We start from the raw sequence: 25,983 nt of genomic DNA on the forward strand, positions 1-25,983 counted from the left end.
CTCAGGTTGAGGCGTGGTGAAGGACGACGACGGCCTCCACGATGTCGGTGATCCGGTTGGTGCTGCAGCGGAGCCTGCGTAGCAGGCGCCGGCCCTTCAGGGCAGCCATGGCCTGCTCGCCGAGGCACCGGATTTTGGCGTGGTGCTGTTGTGCCGTCGCGTCCAGCGCTTGAGCCGGCGGCCTCGGAAGGTAAGCGGACATGGCGGCCGGCCCCTTGGTACGCCTTGTCCGCCCAGCACTTCAGCCCTGCCGTTCCGGTCGACGGGCAGGAGGGTGCCGTCCAGGATCACGTACGCCTTCGTCCGGACGGTCGTCATTGCCCCGGCCGGGGTCTGCGCCTGGGCGGCTGGCACTTCGACGGCCCCGCGTATGGAGCGGTGGACGGTCGCGATGCCGATCTCGAACCCTGCGGCAATGTTGGAAAGGGCTCCATGACGACCCCTTTCTCACCGCAACACCAGAGAAGACTTATCAGATGATTATCGTGCTGACTGTCACCTGTGCGTGAGCGTCTATCAGCGTGGCGCAAGACGTGAATCTGCCCTGCGGCAGTAGAATCGCAAAAATGATCAGGGTCTTGTTTTTATTTTGGATCGGCATTCCGTGGCGGCATCGATCCGAGCATTAGCCGCCAATTGATGTGGTTCATGTGTGGCCTGGACGTGTCGTTCCGTCCGTCAGTGTTTTCCGGAGACCGCGTATGACTCTATCCACTCTGCGACTACCCGTCCGCGAGGTCGACTCCGCAGCACCGCCGATGCGACAGGCGTGCAATCGCATCTATTTTCTTGACGGAATGCGACTGGCTGCGGCAGTCTTCGTCATGATCTACCACTACGCCGGTGGTGGAGTGCCAGGCGCAAAAACAGCCAATCAAAACTTCAACCATTTCGCCGCGTATTGCTGGCTCGGTGTGCAGATGTTCTTCATGGTCAGTGGATTCGTCATCTGCATGTCGGCATGGGGAAAAACTCTGAGCACCTACCTGAGAAGCCGGATGATGCGGCTCTATCCGGCCTATTGGTGCTGCGTATTCCTGACCTCGGTCGTGATGCTGATTCCAGGAGCAGCAATCGACGGCGCCAGGCCGAACATCAGTCAAGTTCTGACCAATCTGACGATGCTGCAGAAGCCACTCGGCGTGACACCCATCGACAATTCGTACTGGACACTGTGGTCCGAATGTAGATTCTACATGCTTTTTGCACTCGTCGCTTGGCTTGGCTTGACGTATCGCAATGTAATTGCCTTCTGTTGGCTATGGGTGATCTGCATTGTCCTGACTCCCGGTTCAGGGATTCCATTGCTCGATACCGTATTCAATCCATCCTATGCTCCGCTGTTTATTGCTGGAATCGCGTTTTACGTGATTCGCCGAGGTGGCGCACGCCAACCACAGGCCTGGGTATTGATTTCACTCTCCTGGTTCCTCATGCAACACAGCATGGTCCACACGGTGAAATCATTTTCGCGTCCAGCCCACCCTCTATCGTGGAGTGTCTGCGTAGCTGTAGTAAGTGTCTTCTATCTTGCCATGGCGGCTGTGGCACTTGGCTACTTCGACAACCTCAACTGGCGCGTCCTCTCTATTGGCGGATCAATCTCCTACCCTCTCTATCTTGTTCACCAGGAGATCGGCCTGGTGGCCATCCGGCACTGGCAGACGTCTGTTCCGTCTCGGTTCCTCATCCCTGCGGTCATTGCGACAATGATCGCAACCGGGTGGGCCGTTCATCGATTCGTCGAGCGTCCGACGGCGGCACTACTCAAAAAATTCTTCACACGTAACAGTGGCAGTCACCCCCCATCCGAGGAATTCAAAGCTCGCCAGGCCGCGTCGAGCTGATGCACGGCGTCCACAGGACAGCAGATCTCTTCCGAATTTCCCCGAATCCCAAGAATCGTCCAGCAGCCCTCTGGAGATCTGGTGACCCAGCCTGCCACACGATTGAGAAGTATCGTCGATTTCCCGAAAGCCCATTCGGCGCGACCAGGGACACGCCATCACGGCGCGGGAAATATCTGCTTCACATGGAGGGAGACGTTCATTGCGGTAGGCATTTACCTATCGCTTTCCTTCCTGGGCTTTTCTGTCCTGTCTCTAATCAATTGGCATCTGGGACACCCTCTCTCACACGTGCTTCAGGCATGGGATGCAGAAAACTACCTGACAATCGCCGCCCGCGGCTACCCAGACCATCTCGCCTATCGGGCCAACGGAATTCCCCAATACAGTCGAGTAGCGTTTTTTCCTTTGGTTCCCGGAGCCGTACGCCTGGTGCACCTGGTCACCGGAATTCCCGTCACCTACGCTGGAATTTTCGTCTCCTGGGTGGGTGGAGCTGTGGCTGCAGGTGGAATTCACACGCTGACACGATCCCTTGTCGGTCTCCGCGCGGCCTATGCGTGCGTAGCGCTCTGGGCCTGTTCTCCGTACGCGTCCATCCTTTGGATTCCCTACTCCGAGGCTGTTTTCACAGCACTCGTGGTCTGGGGACTGGTCGCGTTGCTCGCACGACGCTGGTTCGGCACAGGATTGATGGCTGCTGTCGCGGGAACAGCGCGTCCCACCGCATCATGCCTGATCGCCGTAGTCGTCCTCGCGGCCGCCCTTGCCCTGATCAGGCGGAGCGACGGGCTTCGACCGGTCGCCGCGATCGCGATGGCCCCTCTGGGACTCCTCGGAACATGGCTCTATCTCGGCAGCAGGATCGGCTCGGCCACGGGCTGGTTCGAAGCGGAGAAGGCATGGAACCAGTCCTTTGATTTCGGCAGAGGAACACTACTTTTCCTCTACCAAACCGGAGGATTCCATTCCGCGGACGTTCGCCTCTCGGTCGTCATCATCGTGATCGCAGCGACGGCCATCGGCGTCATCGCTCTGAGCCTCGACAGGAGGGTGCCCTGGCCCTTGGCGCTGATCGCGGGAATCGCTTGGACGATGATGGTGTCCACTCCAGGAGCACACTTCTCAAAACCGCGATTCATGCTGCCCTTCATGCCGATTCTGTTGATGCTGCCCGCCGTGGCGGTCTCCAGGCTTCGGCGCCCGGTGCGATGGCTGGTGTACGGAAGCGGCGCAGCATTCGCCGGCTGGTACGGAGCGGGCCTCCTCATTCTGTTTTGGCCTCCCCCGTGACAACCCATGATCGACTGACAGGACGACGCTTCAGAGATCCTTTTCCACCTCATGAAAGCATTTCAATACCAATATCCCCCTGTGGGCGGTGCGACTGCGGATACGCATCCGAAGAAGGAGAGACGCTTACCGTGCTTTTTCTCTATCAGCAGCGCGACATCGTCTTCGTTCTCGCGGCCTCTGCGGGAGTTGTCCTCGTGGAGTTTTTCCAGAAAAATCGAGAAACCGACGAGAGCCAGAAGTGAAGCAGCTTGCCAACGCCGGCAACTGGCGCTCCACACGGCGCAGCTGAGGCAGGAGAACGCCCAGCGTCAGCAGGCCGCGCACTCGCCCCGGCCGCATTCCGCGTTCCCGGACGGGGCCGGGCTACTTGCTGCACGGCCGGAGCCCTGGAGACGGCCTTGTGGCGGCGAGGGATCAAGAAGGGCAGCTCAGATCCGCTCTACCCGGCGTTCGTGCTCTCCATCGCGCTCGGTCTCCGTCGCGGGGAGGTCATCGGGCTCCGCTGGCAGGACGTCGACCTCGACAAGCGCGAGCTCAGGGTCCGGAAGCAGCGGCAGCGGGTCGGAGGGGAGGCGTACGAGGACGATCCCAAAGGTCGCCGTCGTAGGCAGGTGCTGCCGTTGCCGGCCATGTGCGGGGCACCCCTGCGGTACCGGCGGATGCGCCAGGCCGCGATGCGCGAGCGTGCGGATGACCGCTGGGAGGACAGCGACTATGTCTTCACCACGCGTACGAGGCGGACGATCGAGCCGCGCAACATGTACCGCTCCTTCACCCGGGTCGCCGGGAACGCGAAGCTTCGGGTCATCCGCCTCCACGACGCCCGGCACGGCTGCGCGACCCTGCTCACCGCGGTCGGCGTGGCGCCCCGCGTCGTGATGGAGATCCTGGGGCACAGCCAGATCGCCGTGACGACGAACGTCTACGCGCACGTCGTCCAGGACACGCAGCGGGAGGCCGATCAGTCACACGGACCAGCTGCTCACGCGGCGCCTGCGGCGCGAGCAGCGACGGCACTGATGCCAGATCCGGATGTCAAAGGCCCCCGGCCATGATCGACTGGGGGCCTTTTCCGCGTCCTGAGACTGGTGGGCGCGGACGGTTTCGAACCGCCGACATCCGCCTTGTAAGGGCGGCGCTCTACCACTGAGCTACGCGCCCAGGACGAATCGACAGCCTACATCGCCCAGGGGGATTCCCCGCAAACCCGTATCGGGCGAGTGGGTGGCCTGGTCGGCCGGGGCGTGGGACGGAGGGGCCGGGAGGGCTGGGGGGCAGGATCGTCGGTGGCGGGGGGGGGAGCAGTGGTGGCTCGGGCAGGCGGTGGCACCGGGCGGGCCGCGGGTGAGTGCGGAGGGCTTCGGCGGAGGCGCTGAGCGTTGCGTTGGTACGGCGGACGGCTCCGTGTGGGCGGCGGCTCCTCGGAGGCGCTGGACCCGCGCAGCGGCGACGGCTCCGTCCGGGCCGTCGGCGTGGACGCCTGCAGCGTACGGACTCGTACCGGCGACGGCTCGGTACAGCTCGAACTCGGCACGGTGCCGGACCTGGTGGACTCCCGCGGCGGTGACGGCCCCGTCCCGGTCGTGCCGCCCCGGGCCGGTCACCGGATGACGGCCGCAGGCGGCGACGGCTCGGTCCGGGTGGACGTGTCCCGCGACGGTTCCGGCTCCCACCCCGTCTCCGCGCGCACCGGATACGGAAAGATCACGGTACGAACAGCGAACTGACCGGCCCGTGTGTTCGTCTTCAACCGGTGGGAGAATGACAGCCGGGCAAGGCGGATGACAGCACGGGAGAGGGATGTGACGGCGACACCTTCGCGGCCGTATTCGCCGTTCGCGGGACCCGCGCGGCCTGCACACCCGCTCGGCGGCCTCCGGCGGGCTCTTCCGCCCCCACGGCAGGCGTCGTCGATGTCACCGACGTCATCGATGCCGTCGATGCCGTCGATGCCGTCGAAGCGGCCGATGCGGTCAGCCCGGCCCACACCCTCTGCCCGGCCCGCGCCCTCGACCCAGCCCGTGCGCGCACCCCGCCCCTCCGTCGCCCGTGACGTGCTCACGCTCGTCGCCCTGCCCCTGCTCGCCGCCCTCGCGCTGCCCGCGGCCTTCGCGGGAGGCGGCACCCGGCGCTGGTTCGGCGGGCGGTCCGAGAGTCAGCGGGCCGAGGCGCAGGCCGCCAAGGACGCCGCCGCGGCGGCGTTCTACGAACTCGACACCGCCCAGCGCGACCTGCGGATCTCGATCGAGACCATCACGGCCGTGGACGACTCCCCGGCCGCCCGGCGCGTGGTCTCCGACTTCGCGGCGCTGGGGCGGCGGATCGACGAGGCCAGCCAGAAGTACATCACCGCCGTCGACGCCCACGATCTCGACCGGGACGAGCTGGAGGCGTCGGTCGCGGCGCGGGCCCGCACCGAACTCGTCGCCGCGAAGGACGAACTGGTCCGGGTGAAGGCCGATCTGGACCGGTTCGAGCAGAGCCTCGGTCCGTTGCTCGGCAAGGCCGAGACGCAGCTCGCCCGGCTGGCCCCGGCCGTCGAGCGCGCCCGGCAGGCCCTGCTCGCCGCCTCCAACGCCCTCGACTCCGTACGGCAGTCCGGGCTGAAGGCCGACGATCTCGCCGCCCGGCTCGCCGCGCTCGGCCCCGAGCTGACCAAACTCAACCAGGGCGCCGGGCAGCATGGCGTGCCCGAGACGCTGGAGCGGGCCGAGCGGGTCTCGCGGGAGGCCGCGGCGGTCCGCTCGGAGGCGGAACGGCTGCCGGAGCGGGCCGCCGAGATCGACCACCGGCTCGTCTCGCTGCGGACCCGGGCGCAGTCGCTGACGACCCGCTCGGGGCAGGTGGAGCCGGTGCTGAGCGAGCTGCGGCGGCGGTTCTCGGCGGCGTGCTGGCAGGACCTCCAGCACGTGCCGGACCAGGCCGCGGAGAACGTACGGCAGGCCGAGGCCAAGCTGCGGGAGGCGCGGGCCGCGCGCGAGGCACAGCGCTGGCCGGACGCGACGTCGCTGCTGGCGACGGTGCGCGCGCTGCTGAACAGCACCGACGAGGCCGTGTCCGCGGCGGGTGACCGGCTGCGGCGGCTGAACGCCGTGCAGAAGGACCCCCAGCAGGAGATCGACCGCACCCGGTTCGCCATCCGGGACGCGCAGCGGCTGGCCATGGCGGGCCGTGCGACGCCCGACCCCCGGCAGGCCCGCCCGCTCGACGACTCCGTCGCCCGGCTGGAGCGGGCCGTGGCCACGCTGGAGGGCCGGCACCCCGACTACTGGCATTTCCTGACCGAGACGGAGGCCGTGCGGCAGACGGTGGCCCGTGTGGTCGCCCAGATCCGCGAGGAGCGCGGCAGCGCCTGAGGAGCCCCGGGAAGCGTCCCGAGGTCGCGCAGGGCGTCCTCGGAGTCCCTCCCGGGGCCGACCCGCCCGGGTTCGGTCAGGTGCGGTACGCGTAGTACGCCGCGTTCGGGTACGCCGCGAGGAGGCTCGAGACCGACCGGCGGTAGGTGTCGGTGTCGTGGTAGGTCACGTACGGCACCCCGCTCGCGCTCCGGTACGACGTGATCATGGAGTGGTCCTTGGACCCGTCCTTGTCGAAGTCCATCTGCATCACGTCACCGACGTCCATCTGGTAGACGTTCGCCAGGGGCGTGGAGCGCTTGGCGGTCTGGGTGAACCAGGACCACTCGTTGACGCCGACCCAGGTGTCGGTCTGGGTGGACGGGGTGTAGTTCCAGGTGCCGTAGTCCTCGTCGGAGCTCGCGACCGTCGCCCAGCCGCCCGCCTTCAGGGACTGGCTGAGGTAGTTGGTGCAGTCGCCGCCGACGGAGTTGAAGCTGCGGTAGGCGGGGTTGTAGTTCTTCCAGTACGTCTCGGCGTACGTGGCCATGGCCGCGTAGTCGTACGGGCCGCCGGTGAGCGTCTTGGGGCTGGCGGGCGCGGGGTAGGTGGTCGCTGCCCGGGGGGCGTCGACAGCGGCCGTCGGGGTCCGGCGGAGCGTCGTCGGGACGGGTTCGTTGACCTGCCGGGGACCCTTGTCCGTCGAGCGCTCGCCCGTCACGATCCAGCTGCCGTGCGGCCCGGCGGCGAAGGTCAGGACGTGGTGGGCGCGAAAGCCCGTGGTGGCGGGCTCGTCCCCGCGGATCCTCCGGTACGTGAGGGTGGTGGTCTCGGTGACCCAGGCGGTGGCGAAGCGGCCCGTCACCCGGGTCCGGTTCACGGTGACCTTCGTGTCGGCGGCGCTGTAGGCCTCACCGAGGGCCGCGAGGCGGGACCGGGTGCCGTGCAGCGAGGTGAGGGCGGTGTTCTCGGTGCGGGCGAGGGTGCCGGACACCCGTATGCCCGCGGTGGTCGCCCCGAGGGCCGTACGGGCCGCCGGGGCCCGGTCCAGCAGGGCGGTGGTGCGGTCGGTGAACACGGCGTCGGCCACGCGGCCGAAGGCGTCGGCCGTCGACGCGGTCACCCGGGGGGCGGGGGCCGCCGCGTGGGCGGCGGACAGGGGGAGCAGGACGGCGGAGAGGGTGATCGCCCCCACGACGGAACAGCTGCGGCTTAAGTTCTTCGGTGTCACTGATGATTCTCCTTGATCCCCGGTCGGACTCCAGGGAAGGGAATCTTTACATGTCCCACTCAACTGTGGTGACTCCGGGGAGAGTTCGCGTCAGGTGCAACCAAGTCCCATATGTCGCAGGTACGTTGATCTCCGATCCCGGCCGCAGGGTCACCGGCCCGACGGCGGGCCCTACTTCACCACGGTCGACCAGTCCGGTGACTGGGCGGGGTCGAGGCCGCGCAAGCGTTCCAGGGTCTCGGGCTTCTGCACGTCGAGCCAGTCGGACAGCTCTTGGAAGGACACACAGCGAACGCCCTTCTTGGTGCACACGTTCTTGATGACCTGGTCGATGGCCTTCATGTAGATGCCGCCGTTCCAGTCCTCGAAGTGGTTGCCGACGAACAGCGGTGCCCGGCTGCCGTAGTACACGCGGTTGAAGCCGGCCATGTAGGAGTTGACGGTCTGCTGCTCCCACTGCGGGTACTGCGCCGGGTCTCCCTCGGTCTCACCGTCGGACTGGTTGTAGAGGAAGTTGAAGTCCATGGACAGGCCCTGGTACTTGCCGTTCTCGTAGGGGAGCATCTGGAGCGGGAAGTCCCACACGCCCTCCTTCTTCTTGGGCCATATCTGGAAGTCGCCCGCGGAGCTGGCGTCGTAGCGCCAGTTGTACTTCTTGGCGGTGGCCTTCATGGCCAGGAGCAGGTTCTTCTGTCCTTCGAGGCAGGGTGCGCGCCCGCCGCTGATGGCGCGGGCCGGGTCGAAGGGGAGCGCGGCCATGTCGCTGTAGCCGGTGTTGGTCTTCCACTTCTCGACGAAGGAGAAGAACTGGTCGATCTCGCTCTCCCACTCCGTGACGCTCCAGTCCCCGCCGCCCTTCTTGCCGCAGAAGTGGCCGTTGAAGTGGGTGCCGATCTCGTTGCCCTGCTTCCACGCCTTGCCGAGTTCCTCCAGCGTGGTGCGGATGTGCTCGTCGGTGGCGTAGCTGATGGCCGCCGAGCCCGGCGAGTGCATCGGGGGTTCGTAGAGGTCCTTCTTGTCCTTGGGCAGCAGATAGATGCCGGTCAGGAAGAACGTCATGTGGGCGTTGTACTGCTGGGCCAGCTCCCGGTAGTGCGAGAAGAGCTGGTCGTCGCCCTGGAGGGCGCCGTCCCAGGAGAAGACGACGAACTGGGGCGGCTTCTCACCGGGCTTGAGCGGTACGGCCTTCAACTCGCCCTTCTGCGGGCCGGTGTAGGACGTGGAGCCGTCGCCCAGCACATGGGTCTTGCCGTCCCACACCGGCTCCTTCTTCACCTTGGCGGTGCCGGGCCCGTGCGCGCGGGCGGACGCGGCCGGGGCCGTGTGGTCGGTGTTCAGGGCCAGGTAGGTGGCGGCCGTGGACGTGACGACGAGGAACGCCGTCATGGCCGCGAAACCCTGGCGTGCGGAGGCGGCGGCGGACACGGGATCGGACTCTCGGCGCCGGCGCCGGCTGTGCTTCGAATTCATACGGGGCACATTCTGCGAGGGGGACGGACGGAGCGTGGCACGGCCACCGGGTGGCCGTCGGCGGGGGCCGAGCCGTGCGGTCGGCCGGCAGGATCAGCGGAGCGGGCTCATGGCACCGGACCAGATGCCGTAGGGCACGTCGGCGACGGGTGCGCCGGCGATCCCCTTGAGCGGCAGTGGTTCGAGGCTCTTGGTCAGGTCGATGCGGTACAGGACCACCGCCGTCGACACGGAGTCGTTCGAGCCCACGTACCAGGCGGCCTTGTCGTCCAGCGTGGCGCCGCGCTTGGCGGCCACCTTCGCCGTGAGGGTGGCCGCGCCCGGGTGGCCGACGCGGAAGGAGTCCGCGAGCGCCTCGGTGACCTGGCGGGCCACCTCGGCGCGCATCGCGCGATGGGGTGCGGGCATGTCCAGCCGGACGCCGGAGCCGTTGCGGGTGATGCGGCGGACCGAGTACGGCTCGTAGTGCGTTCCGTCGGCGGCGAACGTGGCGTAGGAGCTGGCCATGCGGATCGCGCTGGGCGTGGCGGTGCCGAGCGACATGCCCGGCACCTGCGGTCCGATGCTGGAGGAGAGCAGGCCCGACGCCTCGGCGGTCGCGCGCACCTTGTCCAGGCCGGCGTCCATGCCGAGCTGCATGAACGGGGTGTTCACGTTGGAGGCGAGAGCCGAACGCAGCGTGATCTGGCCGTAGTTCTTGTTGCCCTCGTTGTGGGCGGCGACCTTCTTGCCGCCGCGGTCCCAGTACGGCCCTTCGGGCGTGCTGACCGGGACGCCGTCGTTGCCGTCGTACAGGGTCTCGGGGGTGACCGGTGTGGCCGCGCCCTCGCGGGTCTTGTGGACGCCGTTCTCCAGGGCGGCCGCGTAGACGAAGGGCAGGAAGGCCGAACCGGCCGGGACGGTGGTCGCGTTGGACTCGTTGTAGCCCTGCTCGCGATGGTCGGGGCCGCCGTAGACGGCGAGGATCCGGCCGTCGTCGGCGATCGAGGCGGCACCGTAGTGGGCGGCCTTCGCGTTGCCCGGGTCGCTCTTCTTCGCCGCCTTGCGGGCCTTGGTCACGGCGTCGGTGAGCTGGGTCTCGCGCTTGCGGTCGAAGGTCGTGTAGATCTGGTAGCCGCCGAGGTCGAAGTCCCGGTCGGAGATGTGCCCGGCCTTCTTGGCGTACTGGGTCGCCAACTCGACCAGGTAGTCGCTCTGCTTACCGGTGTCGTAGCTCCCGGTCTGCTTGATCGGCTCGGGGAACTTCGTGTACTTGGCCCGCTCGGACGCCGAGAGCTTGCCCGTCTTGACCATGCGGTCGAGGATCCAGGACCAGCGTTCCACGGCGCGCTTGTGGTTGGCCTTGCTCAGGGTGGGGTCGTAGAGGCCCGCGCCTTTGAGGAGCGAGGCGAGGAAGGCGCCCTCGCTGGCGTTGAGGTGGCTCACGTCCTTGCCGTAGTAGGCCTGCGAGGCCCGCTGGAGGCCGTAGGTGCCGCGCCCGAACCAGCTGGTGTTGAGATAGCCCTCGAGGATCTTGTCCTTGCTCATCCTGTTGTCGAGCTTGAGGGCGATCATGGCCTCGGTGAACTTGCGGGTCACCGAGCGGTTCTGGGTCAGGTAGACGTTCTTGACGTACTGCTGGGTGATGGTGGAGCCGCCCTGGGTGTCCCCCTGGCCGACCGTCTTCACGATGGCACGGGCCAGGCCCTTGGCGGAGATTCCGGGGTCGCTGTAGAAGCTCTCGTTCTCCGCCGCGAGGACCGCCGAACGTACGTCCTCGGGTATGTCCTTGAGCGGCATGGCCTGGCGTCGCACCCAGCCGGTACGGGCCATCGGGGTGCCGTCGGACCAGAAGTAGACGTTGTCCTGCTGTGTGGCATACGTGTTGAGGTTCTGGGGTATGTCCGTCGCGGCGTAGGCGATGACGAGCAGCGAGCCGCTCAGGCCCATGGACAGCGCGACGGCGCCGAGCCACTGCCGCCAGGAGGGCACCCAGCGCCGCAGGCCGGTCCGCCCGGGACGCGGGTAGGCGGGTTTGAGGCGACGGGTGAACGGCGCGAGGCGCCCGGCCAGTCGGGACAGAGCGGAGGGCTGCGTGGGTTTGCGGCGGCTGCCGCGACTGCGCTGCGGTCCGGTTGTGTTAGCCACGGCACACTCCTGCGCCCGAACGGCCCGAGAACAGGGGATTCGAGGCATCGCTACGATGCCATGTCCTGGTCACGACTGCGTCTCCCTCCGCACTTCGGAATTGCGCGCGCGGGTAGTTGCAGCGGCCGCTTTCGCGGCTGCGAGCCCCCCTCCCCGACCTTGCGGCTCGTCGCGGCCCTATTAAATTATCAGCGACCAGCGCAATCCCTTCGATCAGCAACGAGACAAAAAAAGCTCAGGGGTCAACCGGCTCCCCTTTACGCCGCTCCGCGACCAGCCGTCACCCCCGCCCCGTGGCCCCCGTCCCGCCACACGCGACGAGGGCCCCGCAACCCTCTGAACGACGGCCGGTTCCGGCTAACCTGTGGGCATGCCTCGCTATGAGTACCGCTGCCGGACCTGCGGCGACACCTTCGAACTGAGCCGCCCCATGGCCGAATCGGCCGCCCCCGCGGCCTGCCCCGCCGGACACGACGACACCGTCAAACTGCTGTCGACGGTCGCCGTCGCGAGGGGTGGTTCGGCGTCCGCGCCGGCGCCCGCGCCGCGTTCGAACGGCGGCGGAGGCGGGTGCTGCGGCGGCGGCTGCTGCGGCTGAGCGCGGGGATTTCTCACCAACTCTTCAGCCTCGTCCGGTTCGACTCCGGCGTGTCGGGGCGAAACGGCCCCGATCACCCCAACAGGCCTGCGCCGGGACCAAGTTGCGCACTTCCCCCGGCACACCCCGAACCGGGCACGCACAGGCGGGATTTCCGCGGAGTCCCGACTCCGCGGAAACAAGACGGAGTTCGACATTCCGGCCACTCGGAGCCGAACGGGGTTCGGTATACCGATCAGGCCGGTCCCGGCCCCGGGGCCTGGTGTGCCGGGAGCGGGGCCGGGCCCCGGACGCGCTCCCGGTCCCGGCCCCGGTCCCTGAAGTCCCTCAGACCGTCCCCGGACCGGTGCCGAAGCCGACACCTGCGCCGGCCCCGCCACCGACGCTGACACTGGCGCTCACGAACTCGCGCAGGATCCGCTCGCCCGCCACGACACCCCGCTCCGGGAGCGCGGTGATCGCCGGTGCCGTCCAGTCGGCCTCGGCGAGTTCGCCGTGGCCCGGACGCCAGCCGCGGTCGGCGGCGAGCAGCAGGTCGGCGTCGAGCAGCGAGTCCCCGGCGGCCAGGGTGAGGGGGGCTCCGGTGCGGCGGGCGACCTCGCGCACGGCCGCGCTCTTGGTCAGCGGCTTCGGCACGGCGTAGATCTTGCGGCCCTGCAGCGAGACCGTGTAGCCGCGGTTCTCCGCCCACACGGCCAGGTCCTTGACCCACTCCTCGGGGAGCAGTTCCCGCTCCACCACCAGATAGGCGAACAGGTCCTCGGCGAGCCGGTGCTTGCGCACCCAGGCCGGGTCCGCGGTCCTCTCCAGGTGCTCGCGCACCTCCTCGAGCGGCGCGCACTCGGAGGCGAGCCGCTCCTTCACGGCCGTGTGCCAGTCGGGGTCGGAGACGCCGTCGACGAGCAGGTGTCCGCCGTTGGCGCAGATCGCGTACTCGGGGGCCGGGCCGGGCAGGTTGATGCGCTGGTACTGCTTGCGGGTACGGGTCGTGGCGGGCACGAAGTGCGCGATGTCGCCGAGTTCGGTGAGCAGCGCGGCGGCCGTCTCCGTCATGTAGGAGAGCGGTTTGTTCTCGTGCACCTCGACGCAGAGCAGCCGGGGCGCGCGGGCGTCCGGCATGGTGAGCGCGAGGGCGGCGGCGGAGTAGATGAGCGTGCGGTCGAGGTCGCTGGCGACGAGCGCCTTGGGCACGGACATCAGACGGTCACCGCCTTGCCGTCGGCACCGGTCGCGCCGCGCGTGTACTTCGGGTGGATCAACCCCACGCAGGTGTACGGGAGTTCACCGACCTCCTCGACGGGCACCCCGCGCTGTGCGGCGAGGAGCCTGACGTGGTCGAGGTCGGCGCCCGCTCCGGCGCGCGCGAGGATCTTCCAGGGGACCCGGCGCAGCAGCACCCGGGTGGTCTCGCCGACGCCCGGCTTGACGAGGTTGACGTCGTGGATGCCGTACTCCTCGCTGATCCGCTCGACCGCGGCCCAGCCCTCCCAGGTGGGTTCGCGGTCGGCGGCGAGGAGTTCCTTCGCCCGGTCGCGGGCCGCTTCGGCGACGTCGGGGAAGTGGGCGGCGACGGCGTCCAGGAACTCCACGGAGACGTCGGAGCCGGCCAGCTCGCGGTAGAACTTCGCGCCGTGGAAGTCGTGTTCGCCGACCAGGTCGGAGCGCAGGACGGTGCGCGAGATCAGCCCGGAGACGGTGGAGTTGAGGCAGGCGGAGGGGATGAGGTAGTCCTCGCGGGTGCCGTACGTGCGCACGCAGGAGCCCGGGTCGGCGAGCACCGCTATCTCCGGGTCGAACCCGGTGATGCCCTCGGCCTCCTCGAACTCCTTTATGGCGTCGGCGAGTTCGCGGGTGATGGCGCCCTTGCCGGTCCAGCCGTCGACGAAGACGACGTCGGCCGGGTCGTGGTGGGCGGCGAGCCAGCGCAGCGCGTTGGCGTCGATGCCGCGGCCGCGGACGATGGAGACGGCGTAGTGCGGAAGGTCGAGGCCGTGCTGGTGCCGGGCCCAGCGGCGCATCAGGACGCCGACGGGGGTGCCCGCGCGGGCCAGGGACACCAGGACGGGACGCGGGGAGCGGTCGGCGAGCACGAGTTCGGTGACGGCGCCGACGGCTTCGGCGATCCGGGCGGCGGAGGCGTCGAGGGCCGCGTGGAAGAGCTCCTGGTACTCGGCGCTCGGCTGGTACTCGACCGGCAGCGACTCGGCGTAGTGGGCGCCGCCGCTCTGTATCGCCTCCTCGCGCTCCTCGGTCGGCGCCTCCAGCGTCACGTCCGACAGGTCCTGCAGCAGCCAGCCGACCTCGTCGGGGGCGTACGAGGAGAAGGCGGGGCCGCGGAGGGGCTCGGGCAGCATGAAGGGCCTTTCGGTGGACGGCCGTGCGGGGACGTGACTGGGCACGACGGCGAGCAGGACGTGCGGGGTGTGCGCCGCCAACTGTGCCAACAGACCGTCGGGTGCGTGAAGTTCGGGCGTGTCGGCGGTGGAGTCGACGACGGCCACGACGGCGTCGAAGCCGGCGCCGGCGACGTTGTAGGCGTAGCGCTCGCCGGGGCCGTCGTCGGGGTTGTCGTGGGCCGGGAAGGCGATGCGGCTGCGGATGGCGTAGCCGGGGTCGTCGAGGGCGAGCACCGGGGAGCGGGTCGTGGTGGAGAAGCGCACCTCGGCGGGGAGGGTCCGCTCCAGTTCGTGGGCCAGGCGCAGCGGCGCGTACATCAGTTCCTCGAAGCCGAGGACCAGTACGCGGGCCGCGTCGCCGGGCAGGGCGTCGGCGAGCCGTGCCGCCATGGCGGGCAGGGCCGCCTCCAGGCGTATTCGGTGTCCGGGGGTGAACCCGTGGCGTCCGCCGTCGGGGAGGCCGTGCGGCCAGCCGAGGTCGACGCGGACGGCCGGTGCGGCGCTCCGGGGGGCGGGGGCGGCGGGCGTCGCCGGTTCGTGCCGGGCGACCAGCGCCGTTCCCTTCGCCAGCACGTCCTCGGGCAGGCGCACGGTGCCCGAGGCGGCCGCGATCAGGTCCACGCGGGCGCCGATGTCCCCGGCGAACTTCTCGAAGCGGGCGTGGTCGGCCGGTGACCGCATGTCGACGAGCGCCACGACGACGTACCGCTCGCGCGGGTAGCGCCGGTGCAGGTCGCGGATCGTGTTGAGGACGGTGTTGCCGGTGGAGAACTCGTCGTCGACGAGGACCAGCGGGCCGGAGCCCGCGAGCAGGCCCGGGTCCTCGGGCAGGAGGAGGTGCGAGGTGGCGTGCGAGTGGGACTCCTCGAAGCCGCCCGCCTGCCGGACCCCGGGGACCGGTCGCCGGGTGGAGTGGAGGTACGGCGCGACGCCGATCCCGTCCGCGACGGAGTGGCCGAGGCCGGTGGCCGTCTCGGCGTACCCGAGGACGACGGCCGCGCGGGCCTCTTCGGTGCCCAGCAGCTCACGCACCCGCCGGCCGAGCTCGACACCGTACCCGTGGACGACGGCCGGGGACTGCGGCACGTGCTTGCCGAGGACGTTCGAGACGAGCAGGTGGGCGCGCTTGGGGTTGCGCCGCAGCGCGAGCCCCAGCAGGCCGCTCAGCTCCTCGTCGCCGACGAGTTCGACGCCGAGCCGCTCGGCGACCCAGGTCCCGGTCCACACCGTGTCGTGCGGGGCGTCGTCGCGGTCCGGGCTGTTCGCTCCGTCCGGGCCGCTGCCGCCGCCGGGGTGGTTCGGGTCGTGCGCTGGGGTGTTCATCTGTTCCTTGCTGTCGGGGGTGCGCTTCGCTCGGCCGGGCCGGCTCACGCCGGGAGTCCGGCGAGGAGCAGGTCGACGAAGCCGATGTCCTCGCGGGCGACCCCGAAGACCTCGGCGCGCAGCAGGGTGCGCTCGGCCCAGGCGCGATGCGGCTTCACCTCGTTCATTTTGTTCGTGTACGCCGATCTCAGTACACCCCCGCCGCCGCGCTCCGGCCTGAGGATGTCCTGGGCGTCGCTGAATTCCTCGTGGCTGACCACGGACAGCGCGTGGACGGGCGGCACGTGCGAGGGGTGGATGCAGGTCTTGCCCATGAGGCCGTTGGCCTGGTCGAGGGCGATCTCGCGCAGCAGTCCGTCCATGGCGTGCTCGAGCAGCCGCTCGCGCAGTTCGTCCGCCTGTCCCTCCAGGAAGGGGCTGCGGCGCAGCTGCGGCTTGAACATGCGTTCCGGCACGCGGAAGTACTCCCACACGGGCCCGGTGACGGTGAAGCCGCTGCCGTCGGCCCGTCCCATCATGTTCACCACGTCGGCGATCACGGAGGCGACCACCTGGACGTCGTACGCGGTCATGTCGGGGGCGCGGCGCAGCCCGTAGGAGGAGCAGAAGTCCGTCACGCCGAGGCGCAGCGCGAGGACGCGGTCGCGGTACTTGTCGACGGCGCGGGAGATGCCCTCCAGGGTCTCCACCCGCGACTCGCGGTAGAGCAGCTCGGGAGACTCCAGGACGGGCATGGCGAAGAGCCGCCTGCCGCTCTCCGCCTCGGCCTCGGTGAGGGCCTCCAGGAAGGGGGTGCCGCGTTCCTCGGTGAATTTCGGCATCACGAAGCCGGACAGCAGCCGGACGGCGGGGCCGAGGCGGCGTACGAGGTCGGGGATCTGCTCGGGGAAGCGGACCCGTACGAACAGCAGGGGCAGCTCGCCGGTGTCCGGGCGGGCCGCGAGGTCGGCGAACTGGCGGACCAGGTTCTCCTCGGCGCCCACGACCTCGGAGTCGTCGATCGAGTCCTCCAGGCACAGCACCATCGAGACCACACCCCGCGTGGCCTGCTTGACGATGTCGTCGGCCAGGGTCGGCCGGGTCGCCGGGCTGTACAGCGTCGCGCCGAGGGCGGCGGCGAGCACTCTGGCCGGAGAGTCGGAGGTGAAGACGCCGGGCTCCCGGTGGAAGAGGCGCTGCCGCTCCTCCGGGGTGACGTGACCGAAATGACGCATGGGACTCCCCCGCGGCGGCTAGGTGGCCGAATGTGATGTGGCCGGTAATAGTACGTACGGTTCCATGACATCGATGCCCACCGGGCGTGAAGAACAGGTAACTCCGCCATGTCCATCACCGGCAGGTTCGGGAACGACCCCACATTGTCGTGACCAGGACCGACAGGGCAGGATGACCGCATGACGCACGCGATGCTGAAAGGGTCGAACGTCCCGCTGGACGCCACGGCGGTTCGCGCTGTCCTGCGCTGGTCCCCCGGTCAGGGTGTCCCCGATGTCGATGCCTCCGCGCTGCTCCTCGGCCCCGACGGTCGTGTGCGATCCGACGAGGACTTCGTCTTCTACAACCAACCCCGCCATCCGTCGGGCAAGGTGTGGCGGCTCGGCAAGAAGCGCGGTGCCGAGGGCCTCACCGACACGATCCAGACGGATCTGACGGGTGTCGAGCCCGGCGTCGGACAGATTCTCCTGGTCGCATCGGCCGACGACGTCACCTTCGACCACGTACGCGATCTGCGCATTCTGCTGTACGACGCGGCCGTCGCGGACGGGGAACCTCTGGCGTACTTCGACATCAACCCGGAGACCGGCGCGGAGACCGCGCTGATCTGCGGCGAGCTGTACCGGCGCGGTGACGGATGGAAGTTCCGGGCGCTCGGCGAGGGCTACTCCAACGGTCTGGTGGGGCTGGCGACCGACTTCGGGATCTCGGTGGACGAGTCCGAGGCCGCCGCGGTGCCGGCGGCCGGGTCGGCTCCGGAGCCGACCGCGTGGGCCTCGCCCGCCACGGCTCCCGAGACCTCGCTGCCGCTGCCGCCGGAGCAGTCCGCCCCGGTCACCCAGCAGACGGCCCCCGTCCCGCAGCAGCCCGCCTACGGCTATCCCGGGCCCGCCGCGGCGGCCGCGACCGGCCCGGCGTACGGCTACCCGCAGCCGGCAGGCCCGCAGGCGGATCCTTCCTCCTACGGCTACCCGCAGCCGCAGAGCGCGCCGGCCACGCAGCCCGCGTACGGCTTCCCGCAGGCGGTGGGCTCGGGTCCGGACCCCGACTTCCGGCTGCCGCCGCAGGGGCCGCAGTTCCTCGGCCGCTGAGTACGGCGATCGCGGTGGGCCCGGTGGACCCGGGCCCGGGGAATCCGGTGGACCCCCTGGGCACGGGCGCCGGCGGCGGGCCGGGCCCGGCCGGCCGCTAACGGTCGGCCTTCGACTTGTAGCCGCGGCCCCACTGGAGGCCCCAGCCGTAGAGCCGGTCGAGTTCGGCCTGGAAGCCGTACACGAACCTGACCTCGCGGCGCACGGTCACCTCGCCCTTGTTGCACTCGATCATGACGACGGCGCAGGAACGGGCCTGCGGATGGCGTTCCTCCAGGCCGATCTCGATGCGCGGGCCGTTGCTCGGATAGAGCGTGATGATGGCGTGCGTACGGTCGAAGGCCGGGGTCTGGTCGTAGATGTACACGAAGACCAGCAGGCGTTTGATGTCGTCGCGGTGGTCGAGGTTGACGAAGGCCGTCTCGCCCGAGCCGGAGCCGAAGCGGTCGTCGCCGCTGAGCTTCACGTACGGCGGGGCGTTGAGTTCGCCGAAGAAGCTGCCGAGCGGCTGGACGACGCCCTTGGTGCCGTCCGTCAGCTCGTACATGACGCCGAGGTCGAGGTCGACGTTGACCATGCTCTGGGTGTGCGCCTGGACCACTTCCGGCTTGAAGGTGCGCAGTGGGTGGCGCAGCAGGCTGCCGCGTTCCGGCCCGCCGATGTCGGAGGTGCGCATCCGCCAGGACAGGTTGATGCGGAGGTTGCCGCTGGCCGCGCCCTGTTTGGTGAGCGAGACCGTGTGGTTGCGCTTGGTCATTTCGATGGAGTTGGTGGCCGCGCTGCCGGAGTCGAAGTCCGCCGAGCGGCCGCGCCACAGGTCCTGCCAGATGCCCATTCGGCCCCCCACGTCTGTCGGTATGCGGCGGGGCGGCCGCCGAGGACTCGTCCTCGGCGGCCGCCCCGTTCAGAGCGTTCCTCGGGTGGGCGGGTGTCACACCCCGGACGAGACCTCAGCCTTCTCGTCCGAGGTCGGGCCTTTTCCCTCGGCCTCGGCGAGCGCCTTGTTGCGGCGCACGGAGGACCAGAAGGACCAGGCGATCAGGACGACGCCGACGAGTCCGGTGATGACCTCGTTGATCTCGTACTGGATGGTGACCATGAGGATCACGGCCAGGGCGCCGATGGCGTAGTGGGCGCCGTGCTCGAGGTACACGTAGTCGTCGAGGGTGCCCTGGCGGACCAGGTAGACGGTGAGCGACCGGACGTACATGGCGCCGATGCCGAGGCCGAGCGCCATCAGGACGATGTCGTTGGTGATGGCGAAGGCGCCGATGACCCCGTCGAAGGAGAAGGAGGCGTCCAGGACTTCCAGGTAGAGGAACATGAAGAACGCGGCCTGGCCGGCGAGGACGACGGCAGGCTTCTTCCTGCCGGCGCGCTCGGCCTCCTCCTCGGCCTCGTGCTCGCGCTCCTCCTCTTCCTCGAGCCTGTCCTCGAAGTAGCCGGAGAGTCCGCCGACGATCATGTACGTGATCAGACCGGCGATGCCGGAGACCAGCACCGTCTGGGCCTTGTCGACGTGGCCGCCGCCGTGCTGGTGGGCGTGGACCGCGAAGGTCATCGAGGTGATCAGCAGGACGATCAGGGCGACACAGACCGACAGCATGTCGACCTTGCCGAGCTTGGCCAGCGGCCGCTCGATCCAGCGCAGCCACTGGATGTCCCGGTCCTCGAAGATGAAGTCGAGGAAGATCATGAGCAGGAACATGCCGCCGAAGGCCGCGATCGACGGATGCGCGTCGGTGACCAGCTGCTGGTACTTGTCCTTGTCGTTCAGCGCGAGATCGACCGCGTCGATCGGGCCGATCTTGGCGCTGATGGCGACGATCACGACGGGGAAGACCAGGCGCATGCCGAAGACGGCGATCAGCACGCCGACCGTGAGGAAGATCTTCTGCCAGAAGGCATTCATCTTCTTCAGGATTCCGGCGTTGACCACCGCGTTGTCGAACGACAGCGAGATCTCCAGGACGGCCAGGATCGCCACGATCCCGAAGGCGGTCCACCCGCCGTAGGCGGCCGCCGCCGCCAGGCCGAGCGCGGTGATCGCGAACGACCAGCCGAAGGTTTTCAGAAGCACTGGCTACCCAATCATCGTGTGGTGGGGGCACCCCCAAGCGATGGCCCGGGAGGTGTGCAACCCCCGCGCCGTACTCGGCTTTACCTACTGTTGACCACGAAGTCTAAGGGGCCGCCTTCGGCTGATACAGGTGGGTCTAGGAAACATTGACCCCGAAGTCGAGTGCGATGCCCCGCAGTCCCGACGCGTATCCCTGGCCGACCGCGCGGAATTTCCATTCCGCGTTGTAGCGGTAGACCTCGCCGAAGATCATCGCCGTTTCGGTGGAGGCGTCCTCGGAGAGGTCGTAGCGGGCGAGTTCCTGGCCGTCGGCCTGGTTGACGACCCGGATGTAGGCGTTGCCGACCTGGCCGAAGGTCTGGCCGCGGTTGTCCGCGTCATGGATGGAGACCGGAAAGACGATCTTGTCGACGACGGCGGGGACCTTGGCGAGGTCGATCAGGATCGACTCGTCGTCACCTTCGCCCTCACCCGTGAGGTTGTCGCCGGTGTGCTCCACCGAGCCGTCCGGGCTCTTGAGCTGGTTGTAGAAGATGAACCACTCGTCCCCGAGCACCCGGCCGCCGCTGCACAGCAGGGCGCTGGCGTCGAGGTCGAAGTCGGCTCCGGTGGTGGAGCGCGCGTCCCAGCCGAGCCCGATCATCACGTGTGTGAGGTTGGGTGCGGCCTTCGAGAGGGAGACATTGCCCCCCTTGGCGAGCGTGACGCCCATGATGCTGGTCCTCCCCGAGGTTCGATCTTCACTTGGTACGGCCGGTCCGGTGCCGCACCGAGGCGGTGCGGCACCGGACCGGGATGCCCGAGGGCTGCGGCTCAGACGTTGACGCCGAAGTCCTGCGCGATGCCGCGCAGGCCCGAGGCGTAACCCTGGCCGATGGCGCGGAACTTCCACTCGGCGCCGTTGCGGTAGAGCTCGCCGAAGACCATCGCGGTCTCCGTCGAGGCGTCCTCGGAGAGGTCGTAACGCGCGATCTCCGCCTCGCCGGCCTGGTTCACCACGCGGATGTAGGCGTTGCGGACCTGACCGAAGGACTGCTGGCGGGTCTCCGCGTCGTAGATGGAGACCGGGAACACGATCTTCGCGACGTCGGCGGGGACGGCGGCGAGGTTGACCTTGATCTGCTCGTCGTCGCCCTCGCCCTCACCGGTGATGTTGTCGCCGGTGTGCTCCACCGAGCCGTCCGGGCTCTTCAGGTTGTTGAAGAACACGAAGTTCTGGTCGGAGCCGACCTTGCCGTCCGCGTTCGTGAGAAGGGCGCTGGCGTCGAGGTCGAAGTCCACGCCGGTGGTGGTCCTGGCGTCCCATCCCAGACCGACGATGACCGCGGTCAGTCCCGGGGCCTCCTTCGACAGCGATACGTTGCCGCCCTTGCTGAGGCTGACTCCCACGAGTCCTCCCAATGGTGTTCAGGGGCGGGGAGCCCCGTAGGTGCGTTGGTATCGGATCAACGGTTCGATCCTAGTGACGGGTTCCCGTGCCTTGCAGGGCTTGGAACCGAAGAATCACAGGGTGTCGAGCGCCTTGACGTACTCGTTCAGGTCACGCGCGTCCGGCAGCGCGTTGACGACGGTCCAGCGGACGACGCCCTCCTTGTCGATGATGAACGTGCCGCGCACGGCGCAGCCCTTGTCCTCGTCGAAGACGCCGTAGGCGCGCGAAGTGTTGCCGTGCGGCCAGAAGTCGGAGAGAAGCGGGTACTCCAGGCCCTCCTGCTCGGCGAACACGCGCAGGGTGTGGATGGAGTCGTTGGAGACCGCGAGGAGCTGGGTGTCGCGGTCCGTGAACTGCGGCAGGTTGTCACGCAGGGAGCACAGCTCGCCGGTGCACACGCCGGTGAAAGCGAAGGGGTAGAAGAGCAGCACCACGTTCTTCTCACCACGGAAGTCGGACAGCCTCACGGTCGCGCCGTGGTTGTCCTTCAGCTCGAAGTCCGGTGCCTTGGTGCCGACCTCGATGGCCATAGTCACTCGCTTCCCTTCCAAGGGTCCGTTCGGGTGACGACCAGCGTACGCAGTGATCGCCCCGCGGCGGCGGCGCGACCCCCGCGGGGTCCCCCGGGTGCGCGCGCCGGACTCCCCGCCCGGGCGCGCCGGGACGGGCCCGGGCCGCCCCGGGACATGCGTGAGGCCCCCGCCGAGGTGGCTCGGCGGGGGCCTCACGGATGCTCTGCTTGCAGACGGGGCTGCAGCTCAGCGCTTCGACTTGGGGGTGGCCAGGCGGGTGCCCGACCATTCCTTGCCGACGGAGATGCTCTTCGTCTGGGAGAGGCCGGCTGTCTGTGCGGCATCGCTGATGTCGCTGGGCTCGACGTAACCGTCCCTGCCGGTCTTCGGGGTCAGCAGCCAGATGTTGCCGCCGTCCTCGAGGAAACTGATGACGTCCACCAGTGCGTCCGTGAGATCGCCGTCCTCGTCCCGGAACCACAACAGCACCACGTCGGCGACGTCGTCGTAGTCCTCGTCGGCCAGTTCCTGGCCGATCAGCGATTCGATGCCTTCACGGAGCTCGTGGTCAACGTCGTCGTCGAAGCCGATCTCCTGGACCACCTGTCCGGGCTCGAACCCCAGCCTGGCGGCCGGGTTGGTCCGCTCCTCCGCGTGGTCCGCGGTCGCGCTCACGGCTTGCCTCCTGATCATGTTTCGGAATGGGGGTCTCCCTCTGCTCGTCCAGAGCCGGGGGATCTCAGCCACGCGCGTACGCGAAGCGTTGGCCGTAGTCCACACGGGCGGAGCGGATCGCGCAAGTACCCGGCCGTCGAGACCGCCGAAACGGTGACGATCCTGGCAGTGTCGACGCAACTCCCGACGGGCCATCGTGACGCCGCGTGACGGGCACCACACACTTCTGCCCCATTTATTCCCTTCGGAACCCTTGAGGCGTGCGAAAGCCGAACGACTTTGCGGAACGCGTCACGCACTGAGCGTATCGTTACGTTTTGGTCGGGGCCGTCCCGACGGTCCGCACGAGCGTCTCGGTTACCCCCTGGTAGAGATGACGTACGCGTTCACGGGGTACACGATGGGGATCGGTGCAGACGCGGGGAAACCCACCGAAGACAGCCCTCTGACAGCGAAGGAACAGCGTGGCTTCCGGATCCGATCGCAACCCGATCATCATTGGCGGCCTTCCCAGCCAGGTCCCGGACTTCGACCCTGAGGAGACTCAGGAGTGGCTCGACTCCCTCGACGCCGCCGTCGACGAGCGCGGCCGCGAACGGGCCCGCTATCTGATGCTGCGGCTGATCGAGCGAGCCCGTGAGAAGCGCGTGGCCGTGCCCGAGATGCGCAGCACGGACTACGTCAACACGATCGCCACCAAGGACGAGCCGTTCTTCCCGGGCAACGAGGAGATCGAGCGCAAGGTCCTCAACGCGACCCGCTGGAACGCCGCCGTGATGGTCTCCCGGGCACAGCGCCCGGGTATCGGCGTGGGCGGCCACATCGCGACCTTCGCCTCCTCGGCCTCGCTCTACGACGTCGGCTTCAACCACTTCTTCCGCGGCAAGGACGAGGGCGACGGCGGCGACCAGATCTTCTTCCAGGGGCACGCCTCGCCGGGCATCTACGCCCGCGCGTTCCTCCTGGACCGGCTCTCCGAGCAGCAGCTCGACGCGTTCCGCCAGGAGAAGTCGAAGGCACCCCACGGACTGTCCTCGTACCCGCACCCGCGGCTGATGCCCGACTTCTGGGAGTTCCCGACCGTGTCGATGGGCCTCGGCCCGCTCGGCGCGATCTTCCAGGCGCGGATGAACCGCTACATGGAGGCGCGCGGTATCGCGGACACCTCCAAGTCCCACGTCTGGGCGTTCCTCGGCGACGGCGAGATGGACGAGCCGGAGTCGCTCGGCCAGCTGTCGATCGCCGCGCGCGAGGGCCTGGACAACCTGACCTTCGTCGTGAACTGCAACCTCCAGCGCCTCGACGGCCCGGTGCGCGGCAACGGCAAGATCATCCAGGAGCTGGAGTCGCAGTTCCGGGGCGCCGGCTGGAACGTGATCAAGCTGGTCTGGGACCGCACCTGGGACCCGCTGCTCGCGCAGGACCGCGACGGGGTGCTCGTCAACCGGCTGAACACGACGCCGGACGGCCAGTTCCAGACGTACGCCACGGAGACCGGCGCGTACATCCGCGACCACTTCTTCGGGGACGACCACCGGCTGCGCGCGATGGTCGAGAACATGACCGACGACCAGATCCTGCACCTGGGGCGCGGCGGTCACGACCACAAGAAGATCTTCGCCGCGTTCTCGGCGGCCAAGGCGCACGCGGGCCAGCCGACGGTGATCCTGGCGCAGACGGTCAAGGGCTGGACGCTCGGTCCGAACTTCGAGGGCCGCAACGCCACGCACCAGATGAAGAAGCTGACGGTCGCCGACCTCAAGGGGTTCCGCGACCGGCTGCACCTGCCGATCTCCGACAAGGAGCTGGAGGACGGCGCGCCGCCGTACTACCACCCGGGCCGGGACTCGGAGGAGATCCAGTACATGCACGACCGCCGCAAGGGCCTCGGCGGATACGTGCCGACGCGTGTCGTGCGGTCCAAGCCCCTGGTCCTGCCCGAGGACAAGACGTACGCGAGCGTGAAGAAGGGTTCGGGCCAGCAGTCCATCGCCACGACCATGGCGTTCGTACGGCTGCTCAAGGACCTCATGCGGGACAAGGAGATCGGCAAGCGGTTCGTGCTGATCGCGCCCGACGAGTACCGCACGTTCGGAATGGACTCCTTCTTCCCGAGCGCGAAGATCTACAACCCGCTCGGCCAGCAGTACGAGTCGGTGGACCGCGAACTGCTGCTCGCGTACAAGGAGTCGCCGACCGGCCAGATGCTGCACGACGGCATCTCGGAGGCGGGCTGCACGGCCTCGCTGATCGCCGCGGGTTCGGCGTACGCCACCCACGGCGAGCCGCTGATCCCGGTCTACGTCTTCTACTCGATGTTCGGTTTCCAGCGTACGGGTGACCAGTTCTGGCAGATGGCCGACCAGTTGGCGCGCGGCTTCGTCCTGGGCGCGACCGCCGGGCGGACGACGCTGACCGGTGAGGGTCTCCAGCACGCGGACGGCCACTCCCAGCTGCTCGCCTCGACGAACCCGGGCTGTGTCGCCTACGACCCGGCGTTCGGCTTCGAGATCGCGCACATCGTCCAGGACGGTCTGCGCCGCATGTACGGCTCGTCCGAGGAACACCCGCACGGCGAGGACGTCTTCTACTACCTCACCGTCTACAACGAGCCGCTGCAGCACCCCGCCGAGCCGGAGAACGTGGACGCCGAGGGCATCCTGAAGGGCCTCCACCGCTTCAGCGAGGGCACCTCGGGCACCATCCCCGCGCAGATCATGGCGTCCGGCATCGGCGTCACCTGGGCCCTGGAGGCACAACGGATCCTCGCCGAGGAGTGGGACGTCCGGGCCGACGTCTGGTCGGCGACCTCCTGGAACGAACTGCGGCGCGAGGCCGTCGAGGTGGAGCGGCGCAACCTGCTGCACCCCGAGGAGGAGCAGCGCGTCCCGTACGTGACGCGGAAGCTGTCCTCCGCCCAGGGGCCGTTCGTGGCCGTCTCCGACTGGATGCGATCGGTTCCCGACCAGATCTCCCGGTGGGTGCCCGGCACCTACCAGTCCCTCGGCGCGGACGGTTTCGGCTTCGCGGACACGCGCGGCGCGGCCCGGCGCTTCTTCCACATCGACGCGCAGTCGATCGTGGTGGCCGTGCTGACCGAGCTGGCCCGTGAGGGCAAGGTGGACCGGTCGGTGCTGAAGCAGGCGGTCGACCGCTACCAGCTGCTCGACGTGCGGGCGGCCGACCCGGGCGCGGCGGGCGGCGACGCGTAGCGGCGGGCAGGACCGACGAGGGGTGGGGGGGCGGGGGGGCGCCCCCCCCCCCCCCCCGGGGTTGTTTGAATGTGGGGGCATGAGAGAAAAAAGGCCCGGCCGGCGGGGGGGGGGGGCGACCCCCCCCCCCCCCGCCACACCGG

19 protein-coding genes, 1 tRNA gene and 2 pseudogenes are annotated in these 25,983 nt (G+C 68.7%); 8 read left to right on the forward strand and 14 right to left on the reverse strand.

The features are described 5' to 3' along the window. Window position 1: 1 nt before the first annotated feature. Window positions 2–118 (reverse strand): annotated as a pseudogene (locus tag ACH4S8_RS10830) (IS5/IS1182 family transposase); the annotation flags it as partial. Between the two features lie 640 nt (window positions 119–758). Between ACH4S8_RS10830 and ACH4S8_RS10835 the strand changes: the two are divergent. The 3 genes and pseudogenes from ACH4S8_RS10835 to ACH4S8_RS10845 form a co-directional block, all read left to right on the forward strand. Further along, on the forward strand, window positions 759–1,847 hold the full coding sequence (locus tag ACH4S8_RS10835; RefSeq protein WP_398393140.1) for an acyltransferase family protein: 1,089 nt from the start codon (window positions 759–761) through the stop codon (window positions 1,845–1,847). An 81-nt stretch (window positions 1,848–1,928) separates the two neighbouring features. Beyond that, on the forward strand, window positions 1,929–3,140 hold the full coding sequence (locus ACH4S8_RS10840; RefSeq protein WP_398392392.1) for a hypothetical protein: 1,212 nt from the start codon (window positions 1,929–1,931) through the stop codon (window positions 3,138–3,140). A 434-nt stretch (window positions 3,141–3,574) separates the two neighbouring features. Then, window positions 3,575–4,163 (forward strand): annotated as a pseudogene (locus ACH4S8_RS10845) (site-specific integrase); the annotation flags it as partial. 66 nt (window positions 4,164–4,229) lie between these two features. Here the strand turns inward: ACH4S8_RS10845 and ACH4S8_RS10850 are convergent. Then, window positions 4,230–4,304, reverse strand: a tRNA-Val gene (locus ACH4S8_RS10850). 218 nt (window positions 4,305–4,522) lie between these two features. Between ACH4S8_RS10850 and ACH4S8_RS10855 the strand changes: the two genes are divergently transcribed. Together ACH4S8_RS10855 and ACH4S8_RS10860 are read left to right on the forward strand one after the other, a co-directional pair. After that, on the forward strand, window positions 4,523–4,870 hold the full coding sequence (locus tag ACH4S8_RS10855) for a hypothetical protein (protein WP_398392393.1): 348 nt from the start codon (window positions 4,523–4,525) through the stop codon (window positions 4,868–4,870). Between the two features lie 54 nt (window positions 4,871–4,924). Further along, a complete protein-coding gene (locus ACH4S8_RS10860) occupies window positions 4,925–6,499 on the forward strand; it encodes a hypothetical protein (protein ID WP_398392394.1) in 1,575 nt (524 codons plus the stop codon). Between the two features lie 76 nt (window positions 6,500–6,575). Here ACH4S8_RS10860 and ACH4S8_RS10865 read toward each other — a convergent pair whose 3' ends face one another. The 3 genes from ACH4S8_RS10865 to ACH4S8_RS10875 all read right to left on the reverse strand — a co-directional run bounded on the left by ACH4S8_RS10865 (window position 6,576) and on the right by ACH4S8_RS10875 (window position 11,354). Continuing rightward, on the reverse strand, window positions 6,576–7,709 hold the full coding sequence (locus ACH4S8_RS10865) for an amidase domain-containing protein (RefSeq protein ID WP_398392395.1): 1,134 nt from the start codon (window positions 7,707–7,709) through the stop codon (window positions 6,576–6,578). Window positions 7,710–7,880: 171 nt separating this feature from the next. Then, window positions 7,881–9,179, reverse strand: coding sequence for a hypothetical protein (locus ACH4S8_RS10870; protein WP_398392396.1), 1,299 nt, complete (start codon window positions 9,177–9,179; stop codon window positions 7,881–7,883). Between the two features lie 93 nt (window positions 9,180–9,272). Next, entirely contained in the window at window positions 9,273–11,354 is a 2,082-nt protein-coding gene (locus ACH4S8_RS10875) for a transglycosylase domain-containing protein (protein WP_398392397.1), read from the reverse strand. A gap of 322 nt (window positions 11,355–11,676) precedes the next feature. On the opposite strand from ACH4S8_RS10875, the gene ACH4S8_RS10880 reads away from it, so the two are divergent. Then, complete coding sequence (locus ACH4S8_RS10880) at window positions 11,677–11,904, forward strand: zinc ribbon domain-containing protein (RefSeq protein ID WP_261702487.1); 228 nt, start codon at window positions 11,677–11,679, stop codon at window positions 11,902–11,904. 327 nt (window positions 11,905–12,231) lie between these two features. Here the strand turns inward: ACH4S8_RS10880 and ACH4S8_RS10885 are convergent, their stop codons facing one another. The 3 genes from ACH4S8_RS10885 to ACH4S8_RS10895 are packed head-to-tail and all read right to left on the reverse strand — an operon-like array spanning window position 12,232 to window position 16,837. Further along, a complete protein-coding gene (locus ACH4S8_RS10885; protein WP_398392398.1) occupies window positions 12,232–13,101 on the reverse strand; it encodes an HAD family hydrolase in 870 nt (289 codons plus the stop codon). Continuing rightward, complete coding sequence (locus ACH4S8_RS10890) at window positions 13,101–15,623, reverse strand: phosphoribosyltransferase (RefSeq protein WP_398392399.1); 2,523 nt, start codon at window positions 15,621–15,623, stop codon at window positions 13,101–13,103. Before ACH4S8_RS10890 ends, ACH4S8_RS10885 begins: the two co-directional genes overlap by 1 nt. 44 nt (window positions 15,624–15,667) lie before the next feature. After that, the gene (locus ACH4S8_RS10895) at window positions 15,668–16,837 is read right to left on the reverse strand and encodes an HpcH/HpaI aldolase/citrate lyase family protein (protein ID WP_398392400.1); all 1,170 of its coding nucleotides are present in this window, start codon (window positions 16,835–16,837) and stop codon (window positions 15,668–15,670) included. 180 nt (window positions 16,838–17,017) lie between these two features. Between ACH4S8_RS10895 and ACH4S8_RS10900 the strand changes: the two genes are divergently transcribed. After that, window positions 17,018–17,929, forward strand: a complete 912-nt coding sequence (locus tag ACH4S8_RS10900; RefSeq protein WP_398392401.1) for a TerD family protein — start codon at window positions 17,018–17,020, stop codon at window positions 17,927–17,929. 97 nt (window positions 17,930–18,026) lie between these two features. Here the strand turns inward: ACH4S8_RS10900 and ACH4S8_RS10905 are convergent, their stop codons facing one another. The 6 genes from ACH4S8_RS10905 to ACH4S8_RS10930 form a co-directional block, all read right to left on the reverse strand. Next, window positions 18,027–18,764, reverse strand: coding sequence for a Tellurium resistance (locus ACH4S8_RS10905; protein ID WP_398392402.1), 738 nt, complete (start codon window positions 18,762–18,764; stop codon window positions 18,027–18,029). 96 nt (window positions 18,765–18,860) lie between these two features. Next, on the reverse strand, window positions 18,861–20,009 hold the full coding sequence (locus ACH4S8_RS10910) for a DUF475 domain-containing protein (RefSeq protein WP_398392403.1): 1,149 nt from the start codon (window positions 20,007–20,009) through the stop codon (window positions 18,861–18,863). A gap of 136 nt (window positions 20,010–20,145) precedes the next feature. Further along, window positions 20,146–20,721 (reverse strand): TerD family protein, encoded by a 576-nt coding sequence (locus ACH4S8_RS10915; protein ID WP_398392404.1) that lies wholly within the window; start codon window positions 20,719–20,721, stop codon window positions 20,146–20,148. 101 nt (window positions 20,722–20,822) lie between these two features. Then, entirely contained in the window at window positions 20,823–21,398 is a 576-nt protein-coding gene (locus ACH4S8_RS10920; RefSeq protein WP_398392405.1) for a TerD family protein, read from the reverse strand. A gap of 114 nt (window positions 21,399–21,512) precedes the next feature. Next, complete coding sequence (locus ACH4S8_RS10925; RefSeq protein WP_398392406.1) at window positions 21,513–21,971, reverse strand: peroxiredoxin; 459 nt, start codon at window positions 21,969–21,971, stop codon at window positions 21,513–21,515. 228 nt (window positions 21,972–22,199) lie between these two features. Continuing rightward, window positions 22,200–22,628 (reverse strand): DUF3052 domain-containing protein, encoded by a 429-nt coding sequence (locus ACH4S8_RS10930; RefSeq protein WP_361677817.1) that lies wholly within the window; start codon window positions 22,626–22,628, stop codon window positions 22,200–22,202. A gap of 464 nt (window positions 22,629–23,092) precedes the next feature. Here ACH4S8_RS10930 and aceE point away from each other — a divergent pair, with 464 nt between their 5' ends. Continuing rightward, window positions 23,093–25,840, forward strand: a complete 2,748-nt coding sequence (gene aceE / locus ACH4S8_RS10935; protein WP_398392407.1) for a pyruvate dehydrogenase (acetyl-transferring), homodimeric type — start codon at window positions 23,093–23,095, stop codon at window positions 25,838–25,840. The last annotated feature ends 143 nt before the right edge of the window (window positions 25,841–25,983 follow it).

Origin of the sequence: Streptomyces sp. NPDC021080, from assembly GCF_044333225.1 — a bacterium.
Lineage (GTDB): Bacteria > Actinomycetota > Actinomycetes > Streptomycetales > Streptomycetaceae > Streptomyces.